The organism is Streptomyces sp. NPDC001380 (assembly GCF_042895785.1).
Taxonomy (GTDB): domain Bacteria; phylum Actinomycetota; class Actinomycetes; order Streptomycetales; family Streptomycetaceae; genus Peterkaempfera.
The window spans coordinates 1-18,256 of sequence record NZ_JBIAWP010000043.1; the positions used below are offsets into that span (position 1 = coordinate 1).

The 18,256-nt window shown below is 76.5% G+C and carries 12 protein-coding genes; 5 read left to right on the plus strand and 7 right to left on the minus strand.

Annotation, left to right across the window (positions count from 1 at the left end):
- Positions 1-242: 242 nt before the first annotated feature.
- From ACFY07_RS27890 to ACFY07_RS27905, 4 genes are all read right to left on the minus strand, one after another.
- Positions 243-1,550, minus strand: coding sequence for a M50 family metallopeptidase (locus tag ACFY07_RS27890; protein ID WP_390872324.1), 1,308 nt, complete (start codon positions 1,548-1,550; stop codon positions 243-245).
- A 90-nt stretch (positions 1,551-1,640) separates the two neighbouring features.
- Positions 1,641-2,870 (minus strand): 1-deoxy-D-xylulose-5-phosphate reductoisomerase, encoded by a 1,230-nt coding sequence (gene dxr / locus ACFY07_RS27895; protein WP_390872325.1) that lies wholly within the window; start codon positions 2,868-2,870, stop codon positions 1,641-1,643.
- Positions 2,871-2,917: 47 nt separating this feature from the next.
- A complete protein-coding gene (locus ACFY07_RS27900; protein WP_390872326.1) occupies positions 2,918-4,897 on the minus strand; it encodes an acyl-CoA dehydrogenase family protein in 1,980 nt (659 codons plus the stop codon).
- A 148-nt stretch (positions 4,898-5,045) separates the two neighbouring features.
- Positions 5,046-7,154: an alkaline phosphatase family protein gene (locus tag ACFY07_RS27905; protein ID WP_390872327.1), complete on the minus strand. Its 2,109-nt coding sequence runs from the start codon at positions 7,152-7,154 to the stop codon at positions 5,046-5,048.
- A gap of 295 nt (positions 7,155-7,449) precedes the next feature.
- Between ACFY07_RS27905 and ACFY07_RS27910 the strand changes: the two genes are divergently transcribed.
- The gene (locus tag ACFY07_RS27910) at positions 7,450-8,310 is read left to right on the plus strand and encodes an MBL fold metallo-hydrolase (RefSeq protein ID WP_390872328.1); all 861 of its coding nucleotides are present in this window, start codon (positions 7,450-7,452) and stop codon (positions 8,308-8,310) included.
- A complete protein-coding gene (locus ACFY07_RS27915) occupies positions 8,307-8,948 on the plus strand; it encodes a DedA family protein (RefSeq protein WP_230748077.1) in 642 nt (213 codons plus the stop codon). Before ACFY07_RS27910 ends, ACFY07_RS27915 begins: the two co-directional genes overlap by 4 nt.
- Positions 8,949-9,109: 161 nt before the next feature.
- Here ACFY07_RS27915 and ACFY07_RS27920 read toward each other — a convergent pair whose 3' ends face one another.
- The 3 genes from ACFY07_RS27920 to ACFY07_RS27930 form a co-directional block, all read right to left on the minus strand.
- Positions 9,110-10,555, minus strand: a complete 1,446-nt coding sequence (locus tag ACFY07_RS27920) for an aldehyde dehydrogenase family protein (protein ID WP_390872330.1) — start codon at positions 10,553-10,555, stop codon at positions 9,110-9,112.
- A gap of 247 nt (positions 10,556-10,802) precedes the next feature.
- The gene (locus tag ACFY07_RS27925) at positions 10,803-12,434 is read right to left on the minus strand and encodes a PucR family transcriptional regulator (protein WP_390872331.1); all 1,632 of its coding nucleotides are present in this window, start codon (positions 12,432-12,434) and stop codon (positions 10,803-10,805) included.
- Positions 12,435-12,732: 298 nt separating this feature from the next.
- Positions 12,733-14,883 (minus strand): ATP-binding protein, encoded by a 2,151-nt coding sequence (locus ACFY07_RS27930; RefSeq protein ID WP_390872332.1) that lies wholly within the window; start codon positions 14,881-14,883, stop codon positions 12,733-12,735.
- A gap of 354 nt (positions 14,884-15,237) precedes the next feature.
- Here ACFY07_RS27930 and gabT point away from each other — a divergent pair, with 354 nt between their 5' ends.
- From gabT to ACFY07_RS27945, 3 genes are all read left to right on the plus strand, one after another.
- A complete protein-coding gene (gabT, locus tag ACFY07_RS27935; RefSeq protein ID WP_230748069.1) occupies positions 15,238-16,608 on the plus strand; it encodes a 4-aminobutyrate--2-oxoglutarate transaminase in 1,371 nt (456 codons plus the stop codon).
- Between the two features lie 351 nt (positions 16,609-16,959).
- Positions 16,960-17,598 (plus strand): phosphatase PAP2 family protein, encoded by a 639-nt coding sequence (locus ACFY07_RS27940; protein ID WP_390872333.1) that lies wholly within the window; start codon positions 16,960-16,962, stop codon positions 17,596-17,598.
- Between the two features lie 249 nt (positions 17,599-17,847).
- Entirely contained in the window at positions 17,848-18,144 is a 297-nt protein-coding gene (locus tag ACFY07_RS27945; protein WP_390872334.1) for a hypothetical protein, read from the plus strand.
- Positions 18,145-18,256: the final 112 nt, after the last annotated feature.

Here is an 18,256-nt window from a genome sequence, read left to right on the forward strand (position 1 = left end):
ACCGGCACACCCCCCACCATGATCTGCCGCGACCGGCGGCGGGTGGCGAGCGGCTGGAGCGGCACGGACGGCATACCGAGCGAGATCGCGGTCATTGCGTGGGATTCCCGAAGGTCGCGGCTGCGGTCCGGCCGCGTCGGCGGCCGGGCCGGGGCGCCTCGGTCACGGCGGCGCACCCGGAGCAACGGTACGACACGGCCGCGGCGCCGGGCACACCTGCACCGGCGCCGCGCCCCGGCCGTTCAGGAGAGCTTCACCGGGTTGACCACGTCGGCGAGGAGGACGAGGACGGTGAAGCAGACGAAGACGCCCGCCACGACGTAGGCCAGCGGCATCAGCCGGGCCACGTCGAACGGCCCCGGGTCGGGGCGGCGCAGGACGCGGGCCAGGTTGCGGCGCAGCGACTCCCACAGGGCGCCGGCGATGTGGCCCCCGTCCAGGGGCAGCAGCGGCAGCATGTTGAAGAGGAAGAGCGAGAGGTTGAAGAAGGCGATGAGCTGGAGGGAGAACGCCACGAGCTGGGAGGCGGGGAGGTGGAGGGTGAAGATCTCGCCGCCGACGCGGGCGGCGCCGACCACGCCGACGGGCGAGTCGGCGGCACGCGGGGCGCCGTTGAAGACGGCGTTCCACAGCCCGGGGATCTTGGAGGGCAGGGCGACGATGGAGTGGAGGCCGGACTGCGCCATGTCGCCCATGCGGTGGGCGCTCTCGCCGAGGCCGAGGTGGACGACGGCCTCGGCGGGGTCGATGCCGAGGAAGCCGGCCGTGACGGTCCTGTCGGGGACGTAGGTGCCGTCGGCGTTGCGGGCGGGGACCTGGTTCCTCACCAGGGTGGGCCGCAGGGTGCGCTGGGTGCCGTCCTTGCCCCGCACCACGAGGGTGACCTGCTTGTCCGGGGCGCTGCGGATGTCCGCCTGGAGCTGGTCGTAGGTGGTGATCGGCCGGCCGTCGAAGGAGAGGACGGTGTCGCCGGGCCGCAGCCCGGCCTTGGCGGCCGGGGTCGGCGGGGCGCCCTTCGGGCAGGCCGTGGTGGACTGCCCGGCCTTGACCACGCAGGCGGGGACGGAGGCGATGGTGGGCACGGTCTGCTTGACGCCGAAGCCCATGAAGGCGGTGAGGAAGAGCCCGACGGCGAGCACCAGGTTCATGAACGGCCCGGCGAACATGACGATGACGCGCTTCCACGGGGCCCGGGTGTAGAAGAGCCGGGTCTCGTCGCCGGGCTGCAGCTCCTCGTAGGAGGCCTCGCGGGCGTCCTCGATCATGGAGCGCCAGGGCGAGGTGGAGCGGGCGGTGATCCGGCCGTCCTCCCCGGGCGGGAACATGCCGATCATGCGGATGTAGCCGCCCAGCGGTATCGCCTTGACGCCGTACTCGGTCTCGCCCTTCCTGCGGGACCAGACCGTCGGGCCGAAGCCGACCATGTACTGCGGCACCCGGATGCCGAAGGCCTTGGCCCACGACAGGTGGCCGAGTTCGTGCCAGGCGATGGAGACCAGCAGTCCCAGGACGAAGACCAGCACGCCGAGCAGGAACATGAGTGCCGTCATCGGGGGTCCTCCGCTGTCGCCGTGCGCTTCGCCATGCTGCTCCTCACCGTGCCTCCGCCCGCGCCGCCCGGGTACCGCCGGGCGGGTCCGTCAGCCGGCCGCGATCTCCCGGGCGCGGGTGCGGGCCCAGGCCTCCGCATGCAATACGTCCTCGACGGTCAGCGAGGTTCCCCGCTGCGGGGTCCCGTGCTCCGCCACCACCTTCGCCACCGTGTCGACGATGCCGTTGAAGGCGAGGCGGCCGGCGAGGAAGGCGTCGACGCACTCCTCGTTGGCGGCGTTGAAGACCGCGGGCGCGGTACCGCCGAGCGTACCGACCTCGCGGGCCAGCGACACCGCGGGGAAGGCCTCGTCGTCGAGCGGGAAGAACTCCCAGGTGGCGGCCTTGGTCCAGTCGCAGGGCGGCGCGGCGTCGGGCACCCGGTCGGGCCAGCCGAGGCCCAGCGAGATGGGCATCCGCATGTCGGGCGGGCTGGCCTGGGCGAGGGTGGAGCCGTCGGTGAACTCCACCATCGAGTGAACGACGGACTGCGGGTGGACGACGACCTCGATCCGGTCGAAGGGGATGTCGTAGAGGAGGTGCGCCTCGATCACCTCCAGGCCCTTGTTGACCAGGGTCGCCGAGTTGACCGTGATCACCGGCCCCATGGCCCAGGTGGGGTGGGCGAGGGCCTGCTCGGGGGTGACGGTGGCGAGCTCCTCGCGGGTGCGGCCGCGGAAGGGGCCGCCGCTGGCGGTCACCACGAGCCGGCGCACCTCGCGGCGGCTGCCGCCCATCAGGCCCTGGAAGAGGGCGGTGTGCTCGGAGTCGACCGGCACGATCTGGCCGGGCCGCGCCAGGGCCCTCACCAGCGGGCCGCCGACGATGAGGGACTCCTTGTTGGCGAGCACCAGCACCCGTCCGGCCTCGAGCGCCGCGAGGGTGGGCCGCAGGCCGATGGAGCCGGTGATGCCGTTGAGCACCGAGTGGCACTCCATCGCCGCCAGTTCGGCGGCGGCGTCCGGCCCGGCGAGGATCCGCGGCAGCGGGCGGCCGCCCGCGCGGGCGGCCAGCGCCTCGCGCAGCGCGGGCTCGGCGTCGGTGCGGGCCACCGCGACGGCCTCGGCGCCGAACCGCACCGCCTGCTCGGCCAGCAGGTCGACGCGGCCGCCGGCGGCGGACAGGCCGACCACGCGGAACCGGTCGGGGTTGCGCTCCACCACGTCGAGGGCCTGGGTGCCGATGGAGCCGGTGGAGCCCAGGACCACGAGCCCGCGGGGTCCGGCGGGGTCGGCGACGGTCGGCTCGAAGCGCAGGTGCGGGTCGGCGAGGGATTCCATGCGCCCCATTGTGGCGTGCCCGGGGGGCCGGGCACGCCACCGGGCGGTCACTTCAGGCTGCGCCGCACGTTCTCCCGCTCGGACGGGCCGGGGGCGGCGTCGGCGATCCAGGGGCCGTCGCCGGACGGGTCGACGACGCCCTCCTCCAGCCAGGCGTACCGGCCGTCGACGACCCGGCGGGCGGCCGCGGCGTCGCGGGTGTCGGTGTTGCGCCACAGGCGGTCGAAGAGCTCCTCGACGCGGATGCGGGCCTGGCGGCAGAAGAGGTCGGCCAGCTCGTACGCGGCCCGGCCCTGCTCCGGGTCGCGTCCGCGGAGCATCTCGGCGCGGACGCAGGCGGCGCTCATCGCGAAGAGCTCCGCGCCGATGTCGACGATCCGGCCGAGGAAGCCCTGCTTGGTCTCCATGCGGCCCTGCCAGCGCGACATGGCGTAGAAGGTGGACCGGGCCAGGCGGCGGCTGGCACGCTCGACGAACCGCAGGTGGGCGGCGAGGTCGGCGTGCCCGCGGGGCGAGAACTCCCCGTACGAGGTGGGCAGCTGGCCGGGCCCGGCCACCAGCTTGGGCACCCAGCGGGCGTAGAAGCCGCCGGCCCGCGCCGCCGCCCTCGCCTTGGCCCTCAGGTCGGCGTCCGGGTCGATGATGTCGCCGGCGACGGAGAGGTGGGCGTCCACGGCCTCGCGGGCGATCAGCAGGTGCATGATCTCGGTGGAGCCCTCGAAGATGCGGTTGATCCGGAGGTCGCGCAGGAGCTGCTCGGCGGGCACCGCCCGCTCGCCGCGGGCCGCCAGCGACTCGGCGGTCTCGAAGCCGCGGCCGCCGCGGATCTGGACCAGCTCGTCGGCCATCATCCAGGCGTGCTCGGTGGAGTAGAGCTTGGCGATGGCCGCCTCGATGCGGATGTCGTTGCGGTCCTCGTCGGCCATGAGGCTGGTGAGGTCGACGATCGCCTCCAGGGCGAAGGTCGTCGCGGCGATGTACGCGATCTTGACGGCGACGGCCTCGTGGCGGGCGATGGGCCGGCCCCACTGCTCGCGGACGCCGGACCACTCGCGGGCGATCTTCAGGCACCACTTGCCGGCGCCCGCGCACATGGCGGGGATGGAGAGCCGGCCGGTGTTCAGGGTGGTGAGGGCGATCCGCAGGCCGGCGCCCTCCTCGCCGATGCGGTTCTCCGCCGGCACCCGCACCCGGTGGAAGCGGGTGACGCCGTTCTCGATGCCGCGCAGGCCCATGAAGGCGTTGCGGTTCTCGACGGTGACGCCGGGCGAGTCGCACTCGACGACGAAGGCGGTGATGCCGCCGCGGCGGTCCTCGGTGCGCGGCACGCGGGCCATGACGACCACCAGGTCGGCGACGACGCCGTTGGTGGTCCACAGCTTCACGCCGTCCAGGACGTACTCGCTGCCGTCGTCGCTGGGCACCGCCGTGGTCGCCAGGCGCGCCGGGTCGCTGCCGACGTCCGGCTCGGTGAGCAGGAAGGCGGTGATGTCGGTGGTGGCGCAGCGCGGCAGCCACTTCTCCTTCTGCTCCTGCGTGCCGAAGGTCTTCAGCGGCTGCGGGACGCCGATCGACTGGTGGGCGGAGGCCAGCGCGCCGAGGGCGGGGCTGGTGCTGCCGAGGAGGGCGAGGGCCTTGTTGTAGTAGAGCTGGCTCAGGCCCAGGCCGCCGTACTTCCGGTCGATCTTCATGCCGAGGACGCCGAGCTCCTTGAGGCCCCGGACGACCTCGTCGGGGATGCGGGCCTCACGCTCGATGCGCGCCGGGTCGACGCGGGTCTCGCAGAAGGCGCGGAGCCGGGCGAGGAACGCCTCGCCCTCGCGCACCGCCTCCTCGTCCGGCTGCGGGTGCGGGTGGACGAGGTCCAGCCGGAAGCGCCCGAGGAAGAGCTCCTTGGCGAAGCTGGGCCTGCGCCACTGCTTCTCGCGGGCCTCCTCGGCGACGCGGCGCGCCTCGCGTTCGGTGACCCGGGGGCCGGAGGGTGCCGCGTCGGCGCTCGCGCTGCGCGGGTGGGTCGGTGCGGACATGCAGCTCACCTCACCGCATCTACGGGACGGCTTGTCGACGGACCGCGTCCCGGGCCGGCTCCGGGTGGGGCCGGGACGGTTCGCTACCAGCGGGTACTGGTCCGACGGTACCCACCGTGACGCCAACATCACCAGACGTGAGTACGGGCTACTTCTGCCCCGGCGCCGCCACCGCATTCACGTCCGTCCCGTCCGTCCCTCCGGCCCCACGCGTCCCGTCCGCGCCGGCGGGGGCCTCCCGCAGCTCGGCGAGCCATCCGGCGAAGAGGCGGTGCAGGGCCTCCGCCCCCACCGGCTCTCCCGGCGGGCGACGCAGCGACGCCGGGTGCAGCAGGAACGGCCGGCCCTGCCCGCCGCCCAGGCCGCCGTGCGAGCCCACCTGCTCCTCGAAGGCGTGGACCTCGCCGGTGACCGGGTCGTAGGAGCTGTTGACCATCAGGTCGGCGCAGTGCGGGAAGGAGTCGGTGCGCGCCACGGCCTCCGCCGCCGCGTCCCCGCCGAAGACCGCGAGCGGGTCCTCGCCCTCGACGGCGCCGGTCGCCAGCTCCCGCACCCCGCGGGCGCCCACGGCGAGCGGGCCGCGCCCCGCGCCGCGCACCAGCACGAAGCCGACGCCCGGGTGCCCGGCCAGCGCCCCCACCAGCCCCGGATGGCGCTCCTCGACGTCCTCCAGGGTCAGCCGGTGCCGCACGTCGCGGAAGTACACCAGGCCGAGGTTGCCCGAGGCGAGCACCAGCGGCTCCCCGGCGGCCGGCTCCGCCGCCTCCGCGGCGGGCTCGCGGCCGTACAGGGCGAGCTGCGCCGCGGTGCGGGCCTCGGCGCCGCGCCCCCGGTCGGGCCCGGCCGGCTGCCGCCCCGCGGCGTGCCCGGGGTCCGGCGCGGCCGCGCCGCACGCCTCCCGCACCAGCTGCTCCAGGGTGCGCCCGTACGCCTGGGCGAAGGTCGGCCCCTGGCTCTGCCCGTGGTCGGAGAGGACCACGACCTCGTACGGGCGCGGCGCGTAGCGGGCGACGCCCGCGACCAGGGCGATGCAGCGGTCCAGGCGGCGCAGCACCTGCAGCGTCTCCGGCCGCTCCACGCCCGAGTGGTGGGCGACCTCGTCGTACGCGACCAGGTCGGCGTAGACGGCGGAGCGGCCCGCCAGCATGTCGCCGACGACGGCCGCGACCACCACGTCCCGCTCGACGACCGTGGCGAAGGCCCGCACCAGCGGGTACAGGCCGCCGCGCCGCACCCGGGGCCGCACGTCGCGCAGCCGCTGCCGGGCCGCCTGGACCAGCTCGCGTCCGACCTCGGCGAGCAGCGAACCCAGGGTCCGCAGCGCGTTGGCGGGGTCGGCGAAGTAGGCGAAGTACCCCGAGCGGTCACGGCGGACCGACCGGCCGGAGACGCTGAGCACCAGCGCCGACTGCCCGGCGCCGCCGCTGAAGAGGTTGCCGCGGCTGGCGCCGTCGCCCGCCAGCAGTCCGGGCCGGTCGGCGCGGCGCCGCTCCAGCTCGGCCGCGCTCGACGGGTGGTTGCACACCATCAGGCGCCCGGTGTCCTTCTCGTACCAGCGGAAGGCCGGCACGTCGTGGTTGTCGCCGTGCAGGATGCCGAGCTGGCTGGCGCCGGTCTGGCTGGACCAGTCGGTGCGCCACGGCGTCAGCAGGTGGCTGCCCGACGACAGCCAGCCGGCGAGGGTCGGCATCGCGCCGTCCCGCAGGGCGCGCACCAGGACGTCGTGGCCCACGCCGTCCAGCTGCAAGAACACCACCCCGGGCGGTTCGCCGGGCAGGTGCGCGCCCGCCCGGATCCGCCGCCCCGCCCGGCGGCCGGCCAGCCGGGCGAGCCGGCGGCGGTAGGCCTCGTCGTCCCGGGCGGCGAGGGCGCCGCGGACGGCCGAGGTGGTGGCGGAGAGGGCCGCGGCGACCACCGCGGCCGTGGAGAGGGTGACGCCGCCGGGGCCCTCGGGGACGAGTTCCAGGGCCAGGAAGACGACGGCGCCGTCGAGCGCGAAGACCAGCAGCGCCAGCACCAGGGCGGGCACGAGCAGCAGGGCCCGCACGACCAGCGGCCACAGCACCGCGCCCAGGACGCCGGTGAACGCCGCCGCCGTCCCGGCGGCCGTCAGCGGCCCCACCGGGCCGGGCCCGGGGCCGGTGCCGAGCCGGAACCCCGGCAGCACGGCGGCCAGGAGCGCGAGCGTCGCCGTCGCCGCCAGCCAGACCGCGACGGTGCGGGCCAGTGCCCGCGACACGCTCCGCCACCGCGCCATCCCCGGCTCCGCCTCCTCGCCGCCCGCCGCCGGGCCCGCCTGCGGGGCCCGCGTCCGGGGCCCGTCGCCGCCGCCCCCGTCCAGTCTGCCCCGGGGGCCCGCGGCGGACGCGGCCCGGCCTCCCCGCGCGCCCCGCCCGCCCCGGGCGCCGGGTGGGCCGGGTGCGCCCGGTGCTCCGGCCGCCGGGCCGCCGGCCTCCCCGGACCGGCCGGGCACGGCGGGCCGCCGGACGTAACCTGGCCGGGGCGGGGCAGGAGCCCGCAGCCCGGCGGACGACGGCGAAAGGGGGCCGGACGTGGCGGTGATCACCTGGTGGGGGCACGCCACCGCGACCGTGGAGGACTCCGGGGTGCGGCTGCTCACCGACCCGCTGCTCTCCGCCCGGCTGGCCCACCTGCGCCGGCGGCGCGGCCCGCTGCCCGGCGCCGCGGCGCTGCGCGCCGACGCCGCACTCGTCTCCCACCTGCACGCCGACCACCTGCACCTGCCCTCGCTGCGGGCGCTGGCCCCGGGCACCCCGGTGCTGCTGCCGCGCGGCGCGGTGCGGGCGGTGCCGGCACTGCGGCGCCTGGGCCACCTGGACCTGGTCGAGCTCTCCCCCGGCGGGGAGGCGGCGGTCGGAGCGGTCGCGGTCCGGGCCGTGTCCGCCCGCCACGACGGCCGGCGGCTGCCGTTCGGCCCCCAGCGGGTCCGGCCGCTGGGCTACGTCGTGCAGGGGGCGGAGACGACCTACTTCGCGGGCGACACCGACCTCTACCCGGGGCTCGCGGACGAGGTCGGGGCCTGCGACCACGCGCTGCTGCCGGTCGGCGGCTGGGGGCCGGGCCTGGGACCGGGGCACCTGGACGCGGAGCGGGCCGCCGAGGCCGTGCGGCTGCTGGCGCCGCGCACCGCCGTGCCCGTCCACTTCGGCACCTTCTGCCCGGTGGGGCTCGGCGGGCGGCCGGGCGCCTGGTTCCACGCGCCGGGCCGGGAGTTCGCCCGGCACGCCGCCCGGCTGGCGCCGGACACCGCCGTGCACGAGCTCGCCCCCGGACAGAGCGCCGACCTGGCCCGCCCGGGCGTCCCGGCCGGCGGCCCGCAGGGGAGGGGCCGGGCGGACGGGGAGGCCCGTCCGGCGCACGGGGACGGCGGACGCGGGGAGGACGGCCGGTGATCCACCCGCTGGGGACGGGCCTCGCCGCGGGGGCCGCCGGGGCCTCGTCGGCCCCGCAGGCCGTCGGCTACCCGATGCTCTTCCTGCTGGTCGCCGTGGGCGCGGTGCTGCCGGTGCTGCCCACCGGGGCCCTGGTCAGCGCGGCCGCCGCCGTCGCCTGGCACTCGCGCTGGCCGGTCGTGGACCTGCCGGTGGTGCTGGGGGTGGCGGCGGCCGCGGCCTGGGTGGGCGACGTGGTGCTGTACTGGCTGGCCGCGCACGCCGGGGGCCGCTGGGCTCGGCAGCTGGGCGACCACCTCGACACGCCGCGGATGCGCGCCGCCCAGGAGCGGCTGGACGCCCACGACCGCAGCGTGCTGGTGCTCTCCCGCCTCGTCCCGGCCGGGCGCATCCCGGTGATGGCGGCCTGCCTGGTCTCCGGCTGGACGGTCGCGCGGTTCCTGCGCTCCGACGTGCTCGCGGCGGTGGCCTGGGCCCTGTGCTACCAGGCGGTCGGCGTCCTGGGCGGCGCCCTGTTCCCGCAGCCCTGGCAGGGGGTCGCGGCGGCGGTGGGGCTGGTGCTGCTGGCGGCCGCCGTCCCCGCGCTGCGGCGGCGCCTGCACGGCGGGCCGGCCGCCGACGAGGAGTGCGCCCGCTGAGGGGCGGCCGACGAGGGGTGCGGTCGCCGGGTCCACACGGCCCGCAGCAGCCCGCAGCAGCCCGCTGCGGCGCGCCGCGGCCAGGACGCAGCGAGGCCCCCTCCCCGGGCTGCTGCCGGGGAGGGGGCCTCGTCCGTCCGTGCGGACCGGCGGCTACCGCGTCACAGGGCCAGGCCGCTGAGGACCAGCACCCGCTCGTAGGTGTAGTCGTCCATGGCGTACTTGACGCCCTCGCGGCCCACGCCGGACTGCTTGGCGCCGCCGTACGGCATCTGGTCGGCCCGGTAGGAGGGCACGTCGCCGACGACCACGCCGCCGACCTCAAGCTCCCGGTGGGCGCGGAAGGCGGTCTGCAGGTCGTGGGTGAAGACGCCCGCCTGCAGGCCGTACGGCGAGTCGTTGACCACCGCGAACGCCTCGGCGGTGTCCTGCACCCGGTGCAGGCTGAGGACCGGCCCGAAGACCTCCTCGCAGGCCAGCGTCACACCGGCGGGCAGCTCGGCCAGCACGGTCGGCGCGTAGGTGGCGCCGTGGCGCCCGCCGCCGGTCAGCAGCTTGGCGCCGGCCGCCACGGCCTCGTCCACCCACGCCTCGACGCGCTTCGCGGCGGCCTCGCTGACCAGCGGGCCGACGTCCACGGAGTCGTCCGAGGGGTCGCCGGTGACCTGGGCGCGGACCTTGGCGACGACCTTCTCGACCAGCCGGTCGTAGACGGAGGCGTCGGCGACGACCCGCTGCACCGAGATGCAGGACTGGCCGCCCTGGTAGTTGGCGAAGGTCGCGATGCGGGTCGCGGCCCACTCCAGGTCCTCCTCGGAGGACCAGTCGGCGAGGACCACCGCCGCGGCGTTGCCGCCCAGCTCCAGGGTGACGTGCTTGCGCGGCACGGAGTCGAGGATGCCCCAGCCGACCGGGCCGGAGCCGGTGAAGGAGATGACCGGCAGGCGCTCGTCCTGCACCAGGGCGGGCATGCGGTCGTTGGGGACGGGCAGCACGCTCCAGGAGCCCGCCGGCAGGTCGGTCTCGGCCAGGATCTCCCCGAGCACCAGGGCGGAGAGCGGGGTGGCCGGGGCCGGCTTGAGGATGATCGGGGTGCCGACCGCGATCGCCGGGGCGACCTTGTGCGCCACCAGGTTGAGCGGGAAGTTGAACGGGGCGATGCCCAGCACCACGCCGCGCGGGAAGCGCCGGGTCAGGGCCAGGCGGCCCACGCCGCCGGCGTCGGTGTCCAGGCGCTGCGCCTCACCGCTGTTGAACCGGCGGGCCTCCTCGGCCGCCCAGCGGAAGACCGACGCGGCGCGGCCGATCTCGCCGCGCGCCCACTTGATCGGCTTGCCGTTCTCGGCGGTGACCAGCCGGGCGATCTCCTCGGTGCGCTCCGTCAGGCGGCGGGCGACGTGGTCCAGCGCGGCGGCGCGGACGTGCGCCGGGGTCGCGGAGAACTCCGCCTGCACGGCGACGGCGGCCGCGACCGCCTCCTCCACCTGCTCCTCGGTGGGGACGCTGACACGGCCGACGAGGCTGCCGTCCCAGGGGTGGTGGACCTCGAAGGCCTCCGGGCCGCTCTCCCGGCGGCCGGCCAGCCAGAACTCATGGGTGGTGGTCACAGTGGTACCGGCCCTTCCCTGGTCGTCTCGGTGCGATGGGCGGCCACGTGCGGCCGCGCCCACCACGGTAGGGCGCACACCCGGCCCCCGAGATTGGCCGCAGCGGAGTGGCCGGACCCGCGGACACTCCGCTGCGGAGTACACGGGGCGCCGCGGTGAGGGACGCGGGGCCACGCGGGGTCATCACGGGGCTGTCCGGGCCGTACGGAACCGGGGAGGGCCGGGCCGGGCTCAGGGCCGGGCCGGGTCAGCGGCCGCAGGCGCGCAGGGCCAGCCACAGCTCCATCCGCACGTCGGTGTCGTCCAGGGAGCGGCCCAGCAGCTCCTCCACCCGCCGCATCCGGTACCGCAGCGTGTGCCGGTGCACGCCCAGGTCGGCCGCCGCCGCGTCCCACTGCCCGTGCCGCGACAGCCACGCCCGCAGCGACGCCTCCAGGTCGCCGCGGGCGGTGCGGTCGTGCTCCCGCAGCGGCCGCAGCAGTCCCTCGGCGAACGCGGCCACCGCCTCGTCGCCCAGCAGCGGCAGCAGCGACCCCGCGCCCACCTCGTCGTGGTCGACCACCCGCCGCCCCCCGCGCAGCGCCACCGCCAGCGCCCGCTCCGCCTGCGCGAACGCCCCGCCCGACTGCTCCACCAGGGCCGGCGCCGAGACCCCCAGCACCGCCGAACCGCCCTGCTCCGCGGCCTCCAGGCAGTCCCGGTGCACCGCGCCGCCGTCCTGCGCCAGGAGGACCAGGCGCTCCTCCGTCCCCGACCGGTCGCGGGCCACCAGCAGGCGCTCACCGGCCCGCGAGGCCGCCTGCTCCGCGCGGTCCGCGAGGTCGCCCAGCGGGTCCTCCTCGTCCTGCACCCCCTCCGGCGTCCCGGCCAGCAGGACCCGCACCGAACCCTCCGGCAGGCCCCCGTACAGCTCCCCCGCGACCTCGCGGGCGGTCGCCGCCTCCCCCGCCAGCACCAGCCGCAGCAGCGCCGTGCCCATCCGCTCCTCGGCGCGGCGCAGGTCGCGGGAGCGCTCCAGGGTGAGGGTCAGCAGCGCGACCGCCGCGTTGAGCACGTACCGCTCGGTGGGGCTGAGCCGGTCCTCGGTGCCGACCGCCAGGAAGCCGCGCGGCCGGCGGTCGGCGCCCAGCGACTGCAGGACGACGAAGTCCTCGTCCGCCGTGTCCGTGCCGGCGGCCGGGCCCTGCAGGGCGGCGCTGGACGGCGCCGGGCGGCGGCGCAGCCGGTCCACCTCCCCCGCCAGCCGGGCCGCGCGCCGCGCCGCCCAGTCCGGCGCGACCAGGGACAGCGCGCCCGAGGCGTCGTACAGCGCCGCCCAGCCGCCGAGCCGGGCCGCCAGCCGGCGGACCAGCGCCGCCGTGCCGTCCTTGCCGAGCGCGGCCCGGGTGAGCTCCTCCTGGGCCTCGAAGCTGGTGGTCACGGCCTCGTACTGCTCGGCGGCCAGCGCCGCCGAGACGGCCTTGCTGATCGCGATGAACGGCGTGGGCTGCGGCACCCGCAGCAACGGCAGCCCGCGCTCGGCGGCGGCCTCCACGAGCGGCCGGGGCACCTCGGAGTGGGAGAGGCCCACGCCGAAGCCCAGGCCGACCACGTCGGCGTCGGCCAGGCGGTGCACGTAGGCCCGCAGGGCGTCGTCGTCCGCGCTGCGGCTGCCGGAGCCGTCATCGCTGCCGGTTCCGGTGCCGGTCCCGGTTCCGGTTCCGGTGCCGAGCTTGATGCCGGTCGTGAGCAGCAGCTCGCCGCCCTCCAGGAAGGGCGTGGGGTCGTCCAGCTCGCTGGTGTGCACCCAGCGCACCGGGCGGTCCAGCTGCCCCTCCCCGGCAAGGACCGTCAGGCGCAGGGAGGAGTTGCGGACCAGGGAGACGAGGGTCGGGGGCATGGCACCTTCGGTGGGCGCGCCGCGCCGCCCGGCAGGGCACCGCTTCCTCGCGGCGCCGCCGGCGCGGCACGGCCGGTGGGGACGGGGCGGGACGTGCGGCTACGCACATGATTATGGACGCCCCGGACAACCTCCGCCACGGAGTCCGCCGCGGCGGCGCGGAACCGGGCCGGCCGGCCGCCGTTCCGGCCGGCCCGGCCTGTCCGTCGGGTCCGGCATGCCCATACGGTCCGGCAGTCCGGCTGTCCGTAGGGTCCGGCGGCCCGGCTGTCCGTCCGGTCCGGCGGTGCGGACAGCCTCAGCCGCGCAGGTCCACCAGGAGCGGCGGCACCTGCCGTCCCTCCACCGTGGCCAGCGAGACCACCGCGTGGCCGGCCGGCAGGGAGTGCGCCAGGTCCGAGGGGGACCACAGCTGCCGCTCCACCGAGCGGGTGGTGACGCTCTCCGTCTGCACGGGCGCCCCCGCCAGCAGGCCGCGGAAGGCGCGGGCCGTACGGCGCAGCAGCCCGCCGGAGGTGTCCGGGGCGTGGGTGACCGCCTTCTCCTGCACCCACACCGTGCCCCACGCCTCGGCGAAGAGCCGCCCGTCCCACGGCGCGATCCCGGGGAAGGCGGCCCGGCAGCCCACCGCCCCGAACAGCGGCGCGCGCAGCCCCTCCGGCAGGTCGGCGAGGCTGCGCAGGGCGAGCAGCGCGCCCGCACGGGCCCCCCGCATCCGCTGCAGGCCGCGCACCGTGTGGCCGTCCACCGCCGCGGCGGCGTCGTCCACCACCAGCCCGGCGAAGAGCGAGCGGTCGCGGCGGCCGGCGGCCGCCTGCACGAACTGCCCCACCACCAGCCGCGCCAGCATCCGCGCCGCCTCCGGGTGGGTGTGCTCCGGCAGTTTCACCCGCACCCGCAGCGGGTGGTCCAGCGCCCGCACCGCGTACAGCGGCCGGGACGCCGGGGCGTCACCGGAGCCGTTGAAGCAGCCTGCGAAGGCCGGCCGGTCCAGCAGCGCCAGCCGGTCGGCCAGCAGCGTGCCCGGGTCGTCGGCCCTGCCGTGCTGCCGCTCGCGGTGCTGCAGGTCGTGGCGGTGCTCCTCCAGGCGTCCTCCCGCGCGCAGCGCCTCCCGCAGCCCCTCCCACGCCGCCGGTTCGCCCAGCAGCAGGTCGCGCAGCTCCTGCACCCCGGGGCCGCGGCCGAACGCGGCCTGGAACGGTCCCACGACCTGCTGCACCGCGGTCCGGGCCGTCTCGGCGCGCAGCGCCAGCTCGTCCGGGAGCAGCGCGTCGGCGAGGCGGGCGGCGGCCTCGTCCGCGGAGGGGGCGGCGCCGTACAGGTCCAGCCCGTACGGGGAGTCCGGGTCGCCGGGGGCCACCACCACGTCGTACGCCGCGTCCGGTCCCAGGTCGGCGTCGGCGGCACCGACGACCACCGCGCACGCGGTGCCGGTCAGCGCCTGGAGGCACAGGGCCTCGGCGACCGGGCGGACCAGCAGCCCGGTCTTGCCGGTGCCCGCCGGGCCCACCGCGAGCAGCGAGGTGCCGAGCAGCGCCGGGTCGAGGGCGAAGCCGGCCCCCCGATGGTCCGCCGGGTTCTTGGGCACGTCCTGGACCGTACCGAGCCGCACCTGGCCCGCCAGCAGGTCGTGCTCCGCGCGCCGCGGCAGGTCGCGGGCCGCCGAGGGGTGGGCGCAGGCGGCGGCACCGCGGGCGGCCGCCTCCTGAGCGAAGGCGGGCAGCCTGCCGGGATCGGCGACCACGCCCTCCCAGGCCCGACGGATGCGGACGTAGTCGACGTCACCGACGGCGCCGCGCCGCACCTCCTCGTCCAGCCGGGCCACGCCGGCCTCCGCCCCCGCGACCCGCATCCCCTCCCAGGGGTCCAGGCGGTACGCCCCGGGGGTGCCCGACGCGTCCGGGGCGGCCGCCTCCGGCGGCTCGTGGGTGACCAGCCGTGCCAGGGCAGGGGCCGCGTACCGGCGCCACACCTCGGGCCAGCGGCCCATCCGGCCGAAGACCCGGACGAGGACGGCGAGCATGGCGATCTGGAGAGCCGCCTGCACCAGAACGTACGGACTCGCCAGACCGTCCGCCGGGAGGCGGTCGAGGCGGAGGACCCAGTTCAGCAGGTCGAAGACGAGCGGCCCGCCGTAGAGGAACGCCAGCCAGGCCACCACCATGTTGAGCGCGGCCCTGGCCAGCAGGACGCGCCCCGGGACGGCCGCCGCGGCAGCGCCGCCCTCGCGGCGCCTCGGCCGGTGGCCGAACCCGTACAACCCGGGCACGTCGGCGGCGCGCGGGGTGGCCAGCCAAGCGGCCAGGTCGAACGGGCGGCCGTCCGCGGCCGTCGCGGGCGGGTGCGGCGGCCGCTCCGGCACGCCGCCCCGGGCCCCGGGGAGGAACGGCGGCGCGGACACCGGGGGCTCGCCGCCGGTGCGCTGTCCGTACGTGCCGTCCGGTCCCATCGCGGCCCCGCTCCCTCGCCCGTCGCCCTCCGCCGGCCCACCCCGCCGACCGGCCCCGACTCAATGTAGTGGAGGCGGCATGCCGCGCGGAGAGGCACGCGGGAGCGGCAGGAGCGGCGGCGGGCGACCCGCGGCCGCGGTGGGCGGCGGCTGCGCGGCGATGTCCGGGAGGCGACGCCCAGGGGGCGGCACCCGGGCGGGGATGTCCGGCCGGGGATGTCCGGGCGGGCCAAGTCGGGGGGCCCAGTACGCCCGAGTGGCGCATGCACCGCCGCGCGGGCCGGTCGTAGCCTGCACCTGGAAGATAAAGAGCCGACACCCACGGCCGGACCCCCAATCGTCTGGAGAACCTCCATGAGCGCTGCTCCGTCCAGCGCCGGGCAGCTGCCCGGCGGCCCGTCGCTCCCCCAGGAGCGCCGCCTCGTCACCGCGATCCCCGGTCCGAAGTCGCAGGAGCTGCAGGCCCGCAAGACGGCGGCCGTCGCGGCGGGCGTGGGCACGACGCTGCCGGTGTACGTCACCCGCGCCGGCGGCGGCGTCGTGGAGGACGTGGACGGCAACTCGCTGATCGACTTCGGCTCCGGCATCGCCGTCACCAACGTCGGCAACGCGGCCCAGGCCGTGGTGGACCGCGCCTCCGCGCAGCTGGCCGCCTTCACCCACACCTGCTTCATGGTGACCCCGTACGAGGGCTACGTCGCCGTGGCCGAGCAGCTCAACGAGCTGACCCCGGGCGACCACGAGAAGCGCAGCGCGCTCTTCAACTCCGGCGCCGAGGCCGTCGAGAACGCCGTCAAGATCGCCCGCGCCTACACCAAGCGCAGCGCGGTCGTCGTCTTCGACCACGGCTACCACGGCCGGACCAACCTCACCATGGCGCTGACGGCCAAGAACATGCCGTACAAGCACGGCTTCGGCCCGTTCGCGCCGGACGTGCACCGGGTGCCGGTGGCCTACCCCTACCGCTGGCTGACCGGCGCGGAGAACTGCGCCGCCGAGGCCGCCGCCCAGGCCATCGACATGATCAACAAGCAGGTCGGCGCCGACAACGTCGCTGCGATCATCATCGAGCCCATCCAGGGCGAGGGCGGCTTCATCGAGCCCGCCAAGGGCTTCCTGCCCGCGATCGCGGAGTTCGCCAGGGCCAACGGCATCGTCTTCGTGGCCGACGAGATCCAGACCGGCTTCTGCCGCACCGGCCAATGGTTCGCCTGCGAGGACGAGGGCGTCGTCCCCGATCTCATCACCACCGCCAAGGGCATCGCCGGCGGCCTGCCGCTCGCCGCGGTCACCGGCCGCGCCGAGATCATGGACGCCGCGCACGCCGGCGGCCTCGGCGGCACCTACGGCGGCAACCCGGTGGCCTGCGCCGCCGCGCTGGGCTCCATCGAGACCATGAAGGAGCTCGACCTCAACGCCAAGGCCCGCCGCATCGGCGAGGTCATGCTGGACCGGCTGCGCAGCCTGCAGGAGAAGCACGAGATCATCGGCGACGTCCGCGGCCGCGGCGCCATGATCGCCGTCGAGCTGGTCAAGCCGGGAGGCAAGGAGCCCAACCCGGAGGCCACCGCGGCCATCGCCAAGGCCTGCCACGCCGAGGGCCTGGTCGTCCTCACCGCCGGCACCTACGGCAACGTGCTGCGCTTCCTGCCCCCGCTGGTCATGCCCGAGCACCTCCTCCTGGAGGGCCTGGACATCCTCGAGGGCGCCTTCGCCTCGCACTGAGCCGGAGCAGTCCCGCAGCCGCCGCGCCCCACGGTGCGGCGGCTGCGCCCGTCCCGGTGAAGATGCTGTGCCGACCTGGTGTGACGCGGCCGCGCCCCTCCGGGAGTGACGTACTGTTCCTGCTAGATGGAGAACGAGCGACCACCGGTCACGCCTCCTGACGGAGCGGGCCGGCGAACCACCGCCGAGGACAACGCAGCGGACGCCAGCCCGCAGCCGCAGAGCCGATCGACCGGCCGTCCGGCCCACACCCCCCGGGACGTACGGAACGGCGATCACCCGAGCCGCCCCGGAGCTCTCCCCCCCGCTCCGGGGCGGCTCCCTCGCGTGCCCGGGCCCTGGCTCCCCGCCGTGCTCCTGCTCCTCTTCCTGGCCGTCAGCCTGCAGGTCTCCGGGCACGGCCCCCTGCTCGGACTGGACGACGAGGTCCGCGACGCCGTCGCGCGCACGGACCAGGCCCTGCCCTCCGGCACGCTGCGGCCCGCCGCCGACCACGCCGCACAGCTCCTCTCCGACCTGGGTGGTGCGGGCTTCGCCGTACCCGTCCTGCTGGGCTGCGCCGCCGTCGCCGCCTGGCGGTCACGCCGCTCCCGCACCCCGCGCTGGTGGGCGCCGCTCGCGGCCGCCGGCCTGACCGCTCCGCTCATCCCGCTGCTGGTCGTCCCCGCCAAGGCGTACTTCGCGCGGCCGGGGCCGGACGGCACGCCGCTGCTGCCCGGCCAGTGGGGCTGGTACCCGTCGGGCCACACCGCGACCTCGGCCATCGCCTACGGCGCCGGCGCCCTGCTCCTGGCCCGGGTCCTGACGCGGGTGACGGCCCGGACCGCCGTACGCGCCGCGGCGGTCCTGCTCAGCGCCGGGGTCGGCGTGGGCCTGCTCTGGTGCGACTACCACTGGTTCCTCGACGTCCTGGCCAGCTGGTGCCTGGCGGGCGTCGTGCTGTGGTGCCTGGCGCGGCTGCTCCCGGCCGCCCGGTCCGGTCCCTCCTGACCGTTCGCCGGCCGGCTGCCTCCGGGCGGGACGGCGCCCGCCGCCCCTCAGGCCTGTCCCGCAGGCCTGAGGAAGGGTTGCCGGGGCAGGTCCCCCGCAGGATGCTGAAACTCCAGGCGGCCGCCCCGTGCGGGCGAGGCCGTGAACGCGAAACGGCCGGCCCGCGCGATGCCGCAGCAGCAGACAGGCGTAACCGAGTGGATGCTCCGTCCACCTGCGGCAAGCGGCCGGGCAAGGAGGCCGAGCGTCATGGGATTCGTGCAGGTCATCGAGTACGAGACGACGCGCAAGGACGAACTGGACAGCATCTTCGACGAGTGGGTCCGCGCGAGCGAGGGCAAGCGCACAGCCTTCCACGAGCTCCACACGCAGGACCGGGACAGGCCCGGCCACTTCGTGGACATCGTGGAGTTCCCGTCCTACGAGCAGGCCATGCGGAACAGCGACCTGCCGGAGACCCGGACCATCGCCGAGAAGATGCGCGAACTGTGCAGCGGTGAACCGCGGTTCATGAACCTGGAGGTGCTGCGCGACGAGAAGATCTGACGCTGCGGCACCGGCAGCCGGTCGTGTTCCGTTTCCGGGCATGCGAAAGGGGCCCCGCCGCCGTCCCCGGCCACGAGGCCCCTCCCGGACCCACCCCATCCCCCGACACACG